Here is a 12403-nt window from a genome sequence, read left to right on the forward strand (position 1 = left end):
TATTTAAATTTAGTTTAGTTATTTAAGTTTAAATTCAACATTGCCCTAAGAATATTGGTTTCTTCGTTCACGTCAAATATTTTGCTCATGATATCTACACTTTCGATATTTTTGAGATAATCTTTTAAAACATTGTCAACCCCTTCAGGCAAAATTCTTTTCTTTTCGTGAATGGTTTCTTCAAGCTCTTCGTTTCTTCTTTTGAGCTGATTCATAACCGAAGCCTGGTTTGATTCATTTTCGGAAGTATCTAAATAAGATAATTCATCATCAATCAGGTATAATTTTCTTTCTTCAACATTAAAAATAAAATGCTCATCCGACTGAAAAATCTTAAACAATTCATATTCGTCCCTTCCGATTCTGTAGCCACACACGAAACGAACTTTAAAATTCTGAATATTGAGCTTACCCAATAATTTTCTTTCTATCAAATAATCCTGATATTGGTAAGACGGAAAGTTGCCTAATTTCAACTTATTTTCGTCAGCTTCCGTTCTGTAGAATTCTACTGCATATTTTTTGTGAAAATATAAAACGTCATTCCAATTCAGCGTAAATTTATCTTCGGTAAGATCTTTATACAGTTTTCTTAAATGTTCAGAAAAAACTCCGCTATAGAATTTCCGGTCTGTTTCAAAATTATCTATTTTTTTCTCCTCAAAAGCATCAATATACTGGTTGTTGATATTGATTTCGTTAATCACTGCCAAAAGATCATTTTCCTTTTTCTTTTTGATCTTCGTGAGCAGTTCTATTAGACTGTCAGTATATTGCAAATGAAAAAGCTCAAGTTTGTTATAATCTAAAGTCTTGTTTTCTTCGAATAATTTATGAATAATATCTGTTTTTATGTAAACCGATATTACGTCAATATTTTCAAAGAAATTAGAGAGAAGTTTAAGCTTTGTTAATCTTCTTCTGCTTTGGGACATTATGTTTACAACCTCATCATTCACGCTTTCGTCCTGTTTTATCCTCTGATATTTGCTTTCAATTCTGATTCTAAAGTCTGCAGATCTTGATCTAGTTTTCTTCTGCTTTCAGTACCTTGTTTCTGAATTTGTTTTACTTCGTTCAAGGTATTGATTAACATTGCAGTAGTTTCTTTCAAAGTTTCAGCAGAAACAATTGTCTGCTCGTTGGCTTTTGCTACATTGATTGAATTCTGACCCAAACGTTCTGCATTTTTTCTCAGAATTTCTTCTGTTGTAGAAGATACTTTCTGCTGAACTTCAATATTCTGCTGCTGTCTGTGCATCGCAACTGCTAATGAAAGCTGATTTTTCCAAACCGGTAAAGTAGTCGTTAAAATCGTTTGTGCTTTTTCAGCAATCGAAACGTTATTATTTTGCACCAACCTGATCTGCGGAAGTGACTGCATCATGATCAGACGCACCACCTTCAAATCAGCCAATCTTCTGTCTAATCTGTTAATGAAATCTCTTTTGTCAGCAATTTGGTAATCAGCAAAATTCTGAACATTGGTTTCCATATTTGCCAATTCTCCAGCTGCTTTTTCCATTCTCAGATTTCCGGCAATAACCAATTCTTCAATCGCTTTGATTGAATTGACATTGCTGTCGAAAATCGTCTGCAAAACTGCATTATCTTTCGTAGAAGTAATGATTCCTGCATTTACTTTATGAGAAATCTGGTCGATATTACTGGTGATTTTATCATATTTAGCAAAAAGATTATCCACCTGAGTCAACATCTTTTTCATGAAAGGAAGTCTGCTCAGGAAACCTTTTACTCCGCCGTTATTGATCTCATCAACGTCTACATAGTTAAGTTCAATCAATAAATTATTGATCAACTCTCCTACTTCACCTGAATTTGATCTTCTTACATTTCCTAAGAAACTATCACTCTGATTTGCTAAAGTTTTCTGTAAATCTGAACCAAAATTCACAATAGAACCAGGATTCGATTCATCAATTGCGTTGGCCAATAATTCAAATTTATGACGCTCTGCATCCTGAATCTGACTTAAATTCACGTTTCCGTCTCTGTCCACAAGAACTGCCGGAACTGAACTTTGCGCTGGCTGAGCAGGTTGCGCTGGTGGTATTGGCGTTGGCTCAAACGTCTTCAAAGGCTCGATCGACTGTAGCGGATCTATATTTTGATTTTCTTGATTATCCATAATTGATTATTGATACATTGATACAAATTTCTCAAGACCGTCTCTCTGACCGCTTCCTACCGCTTCGAATTTCCATTCTCCGTTTCTATTGTAGATTCTTCCAAATTCTACGGCAGTTTCGATAGAGAAATCTTCGTCTAATTCATATTTTAAAATCTCTTCGTTGGTTTCGGTATTGAAAATTCTGATGAAAGAATTTCTTACCTGTCCGAAGTTCTGTCTTCTTGCATCAGCATCGTGAATGGTTACTACAACGGTAATTTCTTTTACAGCATCATCAATTTTCGTTAAATCTATTTTGATCTGTTCATCATCACCATCGCCGTCACCCGTTAAGTTATCACCAGAGTGAATCACCGCTTTATCCGGAGACTCAAGGTTATTGTAAAAAATAAAATGGTTTTCTGAAACCAGTTTTTTGCCGTCATTCAACAAAAATAAAGAGGCATCAAGATCAAAAGCACCGCCGGTAGATGTATTATTGATATCCCATCCTAAACCGATCGTGAATTTAGGTGCGTTTATATTTTCTCTTTGTCCTTTTTGTAAGTTAATAGCCATAATTAAGTTCTGTTTGTGTTAAAGTGTTTATATTAGTTTCGTATTCTTTTAATAAATGATAATTGTTGCTAATTGCCAGCTCGAGAAGGTGATCCATCTGCTCTTTTTTTATTTTAGACGTAAGATAATCAAAATTACTTGATTCTAAGCCCAAAATATATTTTACAATCCTTGTATTAAACTGGAAACTCGGCTTCAGCATTACTTCTGCAACGTGTTCAACGTTTTTCACAGCGTAATAGTTGAAATAGTTTTCAATTTTAGGATCTAATTCAAAATTCATTAATTCAGCGTAATACATGAATAGAAAATCTGCCTGCACATTAAATTCATTCAAGATTTTATTCACAGTAAATTCATGACTTCCAGTAATTTTTATATCGTCTATAAAAATACAAAGTTTTCCTCTAAGAAAATCCTTATCTAGATAATAAGTATCATTAGCAATCAGATTTTTACGGTCTTCAAAACTTAAATTTCCGTAATCTGTCGTATAAGTATGATTCCTGTTTATTTTTGATAAAATACTTGACTTTTTTCCTTTTTGGAAAAGATAAAAATCAAGTTGTTTTTTGAAGTAAAAACATAAAAAATTAGAAGCCGTCGGAATCGCCATGTAAGGGCTTGGCAATATGAGAATTTCTTTATCCGTATTTAATATTTCTTCGTGCTGAGCAATAAATCCTTCAAATAATTCTTTCGCAAATTTCTCTGCGTACGACTTATCGCCATACTTGAAATAGCTGTATTCAGCAGGCGAAAACGTAAATTCGTCCGCCGAATGAATATGGTGCAAGCTATACCTTTTGTTCATATTATATCGTATGTTTTAGTAAATGTGCGTTGAAACCAAAATCTTTTGCTCCTTTGTAATCTGCAATCGGATTATCACCAATATGCAAAATCTGGTTCATTTGTAAATCCTGGTTTTTAATTAAATTTTTAACCTCCTGAAAAACGAGCGGATTGGGTTTAGAAATCTTCAATTCATCAGAATAAATATGAAAATCTATATACTGATCAAGGTTTTCATCAATCAAAAATTTTCTCATTGTAGTTCCTTTGATAAAACCAGTATTACTTAGAATATTAATTGTTTTTCCCTGATTTTTAATTTCGTCAAAAAACTGATGCAAATTTTCGAAAATCACAACAGGTTTGTATTCTAGAAATAAGTCTTCGCTTTTTTGGTAAAACTCGTTTAATTTCTCATTATTTAATTGTTTCAAATCAACTTCTAAAGCATTCAAGATTAATAAATAAATCTCGAAAGTATCCACATTCCCGCCAATTATTTCATTGATAGAATTGCAAAGATCATCGTAATATTTTACAACTTTTGCAACTTCATCAATTGGCTTATTCACTTCAAAAAACGAAGAAAACAACTCAACTCTTTTTGTTTTAAATTCGGGATGAGATTTTATTAAAGTAAGCCACAGATCAAAGGAAAAATGAGCGTGGTTTTGAATGTCGATATCTGTTTTCAAAATGTTTTTAAGTTAAATGATTTAGCTTTCTATTGAAAAAGATTTTCAAATGATTCATATCTTTTTTTTAAATCAATTGTGTTTGAATTTCAATTCTACCCAAAGATAAAATTTTTCTTTTAATCTGTATTTTTTTTAAGATTATTTAAGATATGATGAGCACGATAAAAATAAGACATTAGAGAAAACTTCCATTATATTTATCAATAACCTATTCGATTATAATTACTTCTCAGGCATTACTTTATACGTTGGATCATCCTGAATATTGACTTCTATCACAGCTTCTGCGTTTTTCAATAATTTTATAGAATCTTCACTTAAATGTTTTAAATGCAGTTTTTTATTTAACTCATTATATTTTTTGACAATTTATCCAACGCATCGATAGCACTCATATCGACAACTCTACTTTCTTTAAAATCAATTACAACTTGTTCGGGATCGTTTGCAGGATCAAATTTCTCTGTAAAATTCATTACAGAACCGAAAAATAATGGACCGAAAATTTCGTAATGTTTAATTCCGTTTTCGTCAATATGCTTTCTTGCACGAATTCTTTTCGCATTATCCCAAGCAAAAACCAGCGCTGAAATAATCACTCCCACCAAAACAGCCAAAGCCAAATTATGTAAAACAATGGTAATCAAAGCCACCGTCATTCCGACAAAAATATCTGATTTTGGCATTTTGTTGACAATTCTAATCGAAACCCACTGAAAAGTACTGATCGCCACCATCATCATTACTCCAACCAACGCAGCCATCGGGATTTTTTCAATAAAAGGAGCTCCGACAAGAATGATAATTAAAATGGTAATTGATGCAATAATTCCTGATAATCTTGCTCTTGAACCCGCATTTAAATTAACCAAAGTTTGTGCAACCATCGCACAACCTCCCATCCCCCCGAAAAATCCGTTGGTAATATTGGCAATTCCCTGTGCCACAGATTCTTTGTTGGCACTTCCTTTTGAATTCGTGATTTCATCAACCATTGATAATGTCAAAAGAGATTCGATCAAACCAACTCCTGCCATAATCATCGCGTAAGGAAAAATAATTTGTAAAGTTTCCAAAGAAAATGGAATTTGAGGAATATGAAAATCAGGTAAGCCTCCGCTAATATTCGCAATATCAGCAACAGTTTTTGTATCTATATTAAATCCTAAAACAATTCCGAAAACGATTAAAATTGCAACCAAAGAAGCTGGAATAACTTTCGTAATTTTTGGGAAAAAGTAAACAATTGCAATCGTCAAAGCTGTTAAACCCGACATTATATATAAGGATGTTCCTTGCAGCCAACCAACAATTCCGTTTGCATCTGTAATTTTAAACTGCTCAATTTGCGCCATGAAGATGATCACCGCCAAACCATTCAAAAAACCATACATTACAGGTTGCGGAATTAATCTTACGAATTTTCCGAGCTTAAAAATCCCGACCAGCATTTGAAAAATTCCAGCAAGCACCACAGTTGCAAAGAGATATTCTATACCATGAGTTTTTATTAAAGCGATTAAAACTACAATCGTAGCTCCTGCTCCACCGGAAACCATCCCGGGACGTCCACCTAAAATGGCAGTGACCAATCCCATCATAAAAGCCGCATACAAACCCGTCAATGGTGATAATCCGGCGAGGATTGCAAAAGAAAGCGACTCCGGAATCATTGTCATGGCAACTGTAAAACCAGCTAATAATTCATTTTTATAGTTAATTTTTTGTGAAAAATCAAAAAGAGCAGGGGTATTTTTCATTTGGATAACTTCGCCTTAAGCGGTTATATATCTTACAATAAAAGAGGCGAATATTTATTTAAAATAAAATAATGACTTATTTCAATGATTGAAATGATTTTAAAATTAATTAATTCACTAAATCAATTTTATTTTTTACTTTGGCAAAGTTAAATACTATCAACAAACTATACAATCTTTGAAAGGAAAGAATTTTTATCAAGCAAAGCATCGTATCTTATTGAATAACTTAAAGTAAGCAACAAAATAATTAGAAAATAACAAATATAATTAACCGTATTAACTTTCATTCAACAACATAAATTAATTATTATTAACAATTATTAAATGTGATTTTAGTGATTTATTGATTAATTTTTTTAAATTTGGGGTATTGATAAGTTAATTTTTAATCAAATATTGAGATAAGATTTAAATCCCCTTAATCAAAACATCGATGCAATTATTCATCGTTACGGGAAAATTTAAAGAAAAACTAATATTAACGAGCCTTAATTTGTCATCGCTAATCAAAAAACTCCCTTTGACTTTGAATAGTTTTATTAATATTTAAAAAATGTATAAAATTTAAATTTGATTGCTCACAATTAACTGACTACAAATTAGTTAAATCAATAAAAATTTTGAAAACATACCACATCTTCAATCTACAGATTATAGATTCCACAAAAAGCTATTAAAAAGCTTAAATAAAAAACACAAATGCTTATCAGTTACTGATTAATGGAAAATATTTAAAAATAAATCATTATTTATAAATGTTATACAAAGTAATACATATAGGCCAATCAATCAAAGAACTTGTAGACCAGAAAGGGATTACAATAGAGAGAATTTGTAATTTCCTGAATAAAGATGAAGAGTTTGTAAAGACTGTTTACGAGAGCAATTCTATCGATACAGAAGTCCTTTTGAGATGGTCTAAACTGCTGGAGTATGACTTTTTCAGACTTTACAGTTCCCATTTGATTTTGTATGCACCGCCATCAGCAGTAAACAAAAGCAAGGAAAAATCTGACAAGGCACCACAATTCAGAAAAAATATTTACACTCAGGAAATTAAGGATTTTATTCTTAAACAAATTATTTCCGGAGAAATGACACAGGCAGACGTAATCAAAGATTACTCAATACCAAAGAGTACACTTCACAGATGGCTGCAAAAAAACCAACCATAAATCACCAAATTTATTTATTATGAAAATGAGACCTAATTACAGCAAGATTTATCACGATCTTCTTCTTGCAGAACATCCCGAGAAATTGAAAGACGTAAAAGTTACGGAGCTTCTTCAGAATCTTAACACCAGCGACGAGGTGATTAAGTTTAATGAAAAACTTTTCAAGCAATCGAAAGAAAGTTTAGAAAACAACCAGAAGCTGAGAACGTACGACAGAGAAACGATGCTGAAGATATTAACTTATCAAAAACAACACGGATTCTCGAGCAATTATATTTCGAAAAAATATAAAATCAGCAGAACGACCATTGCAAAATGGAAAAAAATCTGCGAAGATGATATTCAATAATTAAAACAAGAAATGCTGCGATTACCGCAGCATTTTTTTTGCGAAATTTCGAAGTTAATCTTTCTTCAAAACATCCTTAATTCCATCTAAACCTTCACTGAACTGCGCCAGCAAAGCCACAATCTGCGTCATTCTATCATTTTCTCCCAAACCTTTGATCATTTTATTTTTGACAAACGTTTTCTTAATATCTTCCCAACGACTTTTTTCATCATCGGAAATCAGATTCATCAGCTCCTTCAATTTCAGCATATTCGATTCCGCTCCCGTAGTCAGCGTCTGAGATTCATTTTGGTAATGATTCAAAACAATCTGCGTAACTTCTTCAACTTTTAAAATTGGCTGAATCTGCGAAATCAGCTTATTCATGTTTCGATAAGAACCCTGAAGTTTGAAAGACGGTTCGTTTCTGTAATCATCAGACATTGCTGCGGAAGCAATGTACTGCTTGTTGACTTTTAAAACAACATCTCTGACTTTCAAAGTATTCTCTAAAACTTTTCTGAAATCTGAAATTTCATTTGAACTGAAGTTTCCTGCCAGATCTACATTCGGAGAATTGGTTTGAATACTATTGTATAAACTGTACAGATTTTCCATTCCCTGATTAGTTAATCTTGTAAGATAATCGTTTGACATCAGCGCATTTTCAATTAAACTCAAATCAAACAGTTCCGTTTTGCTTCCTGAAATTTCACCTAAATTATAGGTATCGGAACGGTTCGCCAGCATATCCGGAATTTTAAATTTCTCACCACTTTCCGTGTATGGATTTCCAGCCATGACGAGACAGAAACGTTTTGATCTTAAATCATACGTTTTACTTTCACCATTATAAATTCCTTCAATTCTTCTTTGCCCATCGGCCAGAGAGATGAATTTCTGCAAAAATTCAGGGTTGCAATGCTGTATGTCATCGAGATATAACATCACATTATCACCCATTTCTAAAGCTAAATTCAACTTTTCAAGTTCCTGTTTTGCGCCGGCATTTTTAGCTTCATTCGGATCTGTGGAAACAATATCATGACCGATTGACGGACCGTTGATTTTCATAAAAACCAATCCCATTCGGTCTGCCATGTATTCCATCAAGGTGGTTTTTCCATAACCCGGAGGCGAAACGAGCAACAACATCCCCATTTTGTCGGTGCGTTTGTCGTTTCCGATGGTTCCTAATTGTTTGGCCAAATTTGCTCCGATTAAAGGAAAATAAACATCACTGATCAATTTATTCCTTACAAACGAACTCAAAACCTGAGATTTGAACGTATCGATTTTCAGACTTTTCTTTTTATCATTCACCCATTTTGCTTTCAACTCCCGCAACTGCTTGTATTTCAGAACAATCACTTCATTGAAATTGGATAAACGGGAATTGAATTCATAATAATTCAAATGATAATCAAGGTCTTTTTCTAATGATTTTAAACCTTTCAAAACTGCTTCATAAGTGACATACAGAATATTTTCAGCATTGAATTGTTGGGTCACAAAAAACACAGCACTTTCTTTTTTAATATCATCCTCAAAATTCAATTCTGAATTAAATAAGAATGCATTCAAAGCACTTTCCGCAATCGAAAAGCATGCTGAAGGATAATTTTTCAACGCATTCAGCTGATCAATGAACTCAAGGTTTTTTCCTTTTTCCTTTAAATTTTTTAAAAATGAATCATACAGCAAAGCCGCCTTCTCAGAAACCACAAATGCTGATTTATTTTCTCTTTTCAGATAAATCGCAGCATTAAAATCATTGACCTCAGCAAAAAGATGATTGTTTTGAGCAAAAGATTTTATTTCATCCGACAATTCTTTATTGAGATATTGAAAACCTTTATCGGTTACAAATGATTTCAAAATTAAATTTGCCGCTTCAAACTGTTTCTGATAATATTCTTTTCTTTCTTCATTCAAAAAATACCAGAATAACTGCGCCAACGCTCTTTCAGACGGTGTAAACTGCATCAGTCCCAATTCGTTGTGCATTTGCTGCAGTTTTGAAACAATCATCAACGCATCTTCGTCGTGAATTCCTTTCACCAAGCCTTCACCAAAGTGATCAGTCATAAACTGCTGAATCGAATTTCGGTTTTGCTGTTCAGTATTGATATTTCTATTTTGTGAAAAAATATTCCATGCTAAATATTCAAAACGTTTTACAATTTGATTTTCAGAAATATATTCCTGATTCCAGACCTCTTTGTAATCTGCAATTGCTTCAAAATTCAGAGGTTCATAGAATCCGGTTCCTGTTAAATGATAATAATATTGAGCATTTCGAAGCACCAAAGTCATATCTAATTTCTGACGATTCACGGCAAATTTATAATCACCCAAAGCAATCAGATTATCTCCGTCCGCATAAATTTCTTTTTTATCCTTGAGCTTTCTGACCGCTTCCTGCTGAGAAGTTTTCAGCAAGGTATGAATTTCTTCAGCCTTGGCAGAATCTTCCATTTCCATCAACTGTCGGGAAATATCACGAACTTTTTCAACCATTAAATCAGTCGCAAAATAGCCGTTGATTTCGTTTTCAGCATCGAAAGATTCGGTTTTTGTTTTGACAGACTGTAAAATCCTTTTTGCAGAATCATACAAATTCTGCGTTCTTTTATTGCGGGATTCCGTAAGCTGAACTCTTTTGTTTTGAAAATGACCGTATACTTCTTCTCTTTTTTCGCCAATTTTTTGGATAAATTCGTCAAAATCAATGAATTTTGTTTCCATTTCTTCCAAATGAATAGAAAGCTTGGTCAGATATTCATCACATTTTTCCGGAGTTTGGGACAGTTCTAGAAAATTAATCACCGATTGATCAAACAAAGTCATCTGGGCCTGAAAATCAGCTGACAATTCTTTTCCGGAAATCTCTCTTTTCCTTTTTGATAATTCTAAACGCTCCTGATTTAACCTTGCAAAAATCACCGAAATATTCTCAATGATTTGCGTTGACTGCGAAGTATCTTCAATTTTCAAATTATTGACAATATCCACCAAAAGCTCCAATTGCCCAGACAAATTATTGATATCTTCTTCAATAGTTTTAGCATCAATCGCTTTCTGCAAATTGATGATATTTTCAGAAATTGATTGCGCTCGGGTTTCGTAAGGCGACAGAGAATTTTCCTGAAGCAGGAAATTTACACAGGCATTGGAAAGCTCTCCAGATCTTGCAGACAGTGACTCATCTAAGGTGTCGAGAATTTTCGCATCGACATATTTTAAATCTCTTGCTCCGATAATTTCACCACGCAAAGCTCTAATCTGCGAAAGCATATCAATATATTCTGTCAATTGAGAATAATTGATTCTTTTAGTATCATCTAAAATTTTTCCGCAAGAAACTTTGATTTTTTCAACCGCTTCACCCGTGCTTTTTTTCTGCTCAATTACTTTTTCGTATTCATTAATGGCAGAATGAGCTATTTTCCGGATTTCTTTTAAAGGTTTATCTAAATTTTGAACCTCATCATCACCCAGAAAATAATATGCATCTAAAATCGTGGTTGAAAGCTTGACAATATCATCATACAAACCGCTGTAAGAATCTTCCTTATTCAGTAAAGTAATCAGCTCCTGACTTTCTGCCATCACCCTCACAATATCTTTATTTCCAATTTTATAAAGAAGCGTATCCGATTTTTCTGTATTTGGCTGTAATTCTCTGAAATACGGAGTCTGCCAGATTTGAGCCAAGTGATGTTTCGTTGTTTCTACACTCTCTCTTAAATAAATAAGTTTCCCATCATTCAAAATAGAATAGCCACTGCAACGAATCGGTGTTTCAATGGATTGCGTGATGATATTGTATGAAATTAGCTGATAATTATTCGTTTTATCGTCATAGAAAACATATATGAAGTTTTCACCGTTTGGTTCAGAGATCGTCTTCAGATAGTGAAGCCTATTCTGATCCTGAGAAATCACCTTTAAACCTCCCGTCTGCAAAGCATAACCATTCGAGAACAAAACGCCCTGATTTTCCGGAAGTAAAACCGCTGAATGCTTCAAAGTATCAACACGAGAAACTATTTTTTCTTTATGATTGTAAATGAAATATCTTTCAGATTCCTGATAGGGTTTGATTTTAAATAAAACCAAGTTATCAAGGTCACAGAAGTGAATTTCAGCATCATCGAGATTCTGATCTTGATGAATGACATCTTCAGAATAAATTCCTTTTCCGGTGTCGGTATTGTCTTCGATTTTAATGGTAATATCGCCGCCAATCGACTCCACAAAAACTTTATCAGCCAAAGAAACGTGCGGAAATTTTCCGCTGCGCTGCATATCTCTTGTCGCTTTCGTCCATGTAAAACCATGTTGCGGAGGGTAAGTAACCTCTGAAGCACTTCTGGAATCAACATAAACAAGCTGATCTTCTTTGATCAACCATTTGAAAGCCTTGATATCAGATGTACTTTCAGATAATTGGAAAACCATGTACAGATAGTTTTCGGTAAAATGAAAGCGTGCGAAAAAAGTATTCCTGTAATATTTATATAAATTTTTGAACTCTTCAATGAAAATTTCATCTTCAATCAAAGAAGCATCTTGAGGCTCAAAACGCTTGCTATTTATTTTATAAACCGAAAAAACATCGGTAATATTAATCTCTGTCTGTAAGCCCAAATGAGCATTTGAACCAAATATTAATGTGTTTTTTAACGAAAAAATATCTTTAGCAATACAATTATGTTCTGTAGAAATTCTTTCGTTGGCAATGAGAGAAAAATCTACGCCGCCGAAAATTTCTTTACGGTTTACGTTCAGCTTCTGAAGCCTTTGAATGAGGTCATTTTTCTGCTCATTCAGACGGCTCTGAATTATTTCGTATGTCCCTGAATTTAATTTTTCTGACATATTTTTGGGATATTAGATTTTAGATGCTAGATTTTAGACTATCA

Annotated in this window: 8 protein-coding genes and 1 pseudogene; 2 read left to right on the forward strand and 7 right to left on the reverse strand. The window is 33.3% G+C overall.

The window, feature by feature from the left end; translation table 11 throughout:
- Positions 1-14: 14 nt before the first annotated feature.
- The 6 genes and pseudogenes from EAG08_RS06290 to EAG08_RS06315 all read right to left on the reverse strand — a co-directional run bounded on the left by EAG08_RS06290 (position 15) and on the right by EAG08_RS06315 (position 5963).
- Positions 15-935, reverse strand: a complete 921-nt coding sequence (locus EAG08_RS06290) for a hypothetical protein (protein WP_129534718.1) — start codon at positions 933-935, stop codon at positions 15-17.
- A 38-nt stretch (positions 936-973) separates the two neighbouring features.
- Entirely contained in the window at positions 974-2149 is a 1176-nt protein-coding gene (locus EAG08_RS06295; protein ID WP_185145184.1) for a toxic anion resistance protein, read from the reverse strand.
- Between the two features lie 6 nt (positions 2150-2155).
- Complete coding sequence (locus EAG08_RS06300; protein WP_129534719.1) at positions 2156-2710, reverse strand: TerD family protein; 555 nt, start codon at positions 2708-2710, stop codon at positions 2156-2158.
- Positions 2700-3524 carry a phosphoribosyltransferase family protein gene (locus EAG08_RS06305; RefSeq protein ID WP_129534720.1) on the reverse strand — a complete coding sequence of 275 codons (825 nt, stop codon included), beginning with the start codon at positions 3522-3524 and terminating at the stop codon, positions 2700-2702. Before EAG08_RS06305 ends, EAG08_RS06300 begins: the two co-directional genes overlap by 11 nt.
- Before the next feature lies 1 nt (position 3525).
- A complete protein-coding gene (locus EAG08_RS06310; RefSeq protein WP_129534721.1) occupies positions 3526-4200 on the reverse strand; it encodes an HAD family hydrolase in 675 nt (224 codons plus the stop codon).
- A gap of 225 nt (positions 4201-4425) precedes the next feature.
- A pseudogene (locus EAG08_RS06315) lies at positions 4426-5963 on the reverse strand (SulP family inorganic anion transporter).
- Positions 5964-6721: 758 nt separating this feature from the next.
- On the opposite strand from EAG08_RS06315, the gene EAG08_RS06320 reads away from it, so the two are divergent.
- Both EAG08_RS06320 and EAG08_RS06325 read left to right on the forward strand, forming a co-directional pair.
- Positions 6722-7141 (forward strand): transposase, encoded by a 420-nt coding sequence (locus EAG08_RS06320; protein WP_129534722.1) that lies wholly within the window; start codon positions 6722-6724, stop codon positions 7139-7141.
- A 19-nt stretch (positions 7142-7160) separates the two neighbouring features.
- Positions 7161-7493: a helix-turn-helix domain-containing protein gene (locus tag EAG08_RS06325; RefSeq protein WP_228446798.1), complete on the forward strand. Its 333-nt coding sequence runs from the start codon at positions 7161-7163 to the stop codon at positions 7491-7493.
- A 54-nt stretch (positions 7494-7547) separates the two neighbouring features.
- Here the strand turns inward: EAG08_RS06325 and EAG08_RS06330 are convergent, their stop codons facing one another.
- Positions 7548-12359: a DNA repair ATPase gene (locus EAG08_RS06330; RefSeq protein ID WP_129534723.1), complete on the reverse strand. Its 4812-nt coding sequence runs from the start codon at positions 12357-12359 to the stop codon at positions 7548-7550.
- Positions 12360-12403: the final 44 nt, after the last annotated feature.

It is taken from the genome of Chryseobacterium sp. 3008163 (genome assembly GCF_003669035.1).
Lineage (GTDB): Bacteria > Bacteroidota > Bacteroidia > Flavobacteriales > Weeksellaceae > Chryseobacterium.

Coding starts and splice junctions, on each gene's coding strand:
- EAG08_RS06290 (WP_129534718.1), bottom strand. CDS start 935: ATGTCCCAAAGCAGAAGAAGATTAACAAAGCTTAAACTTCTCTCTAAT.
- EAG08_RS06305 (WP_129534720.1), bottom strand. CDS start 3,524: ATGAACAAAAGGTATAGCTTGCACCATATTCATTCGGCGGACGAATTT.
- EAG08_RS06295 (WP_185145184.1), bottom strand. CDS start 2,149: ATGGATAATCAAGAAAATCAAAATATAGATCCGCTACAGTCGATCGAG.
- EAG08_RS06325 (WP_228446798.1), top strand. CDS start 7,161: ATGAAAATGAGACCTAATTACAGCAAGATTTATCACGATCTTCTTCTT.
- EAG08_RS06330 (WP_129534723.1), bottom strand. CDS start 12,359: ATGTCAGAAAAATTAAATTCAGGGACATACGAAATAATTCAGAGCCGT.
- EAG08_RS06320 (WP_129534722.1), top strand. CDS start 6,722: ATGTTATACAAAGTAATACATATAGGCCAATCAATCAAAGAACTTGTA.
- EAG08_RS06300 (WP_129534719.1), bottom strand. CDS start 2,710: ATGGCTATTAACTTACAAAAAGGACAAAGAGAAAATATAAACGCACCT.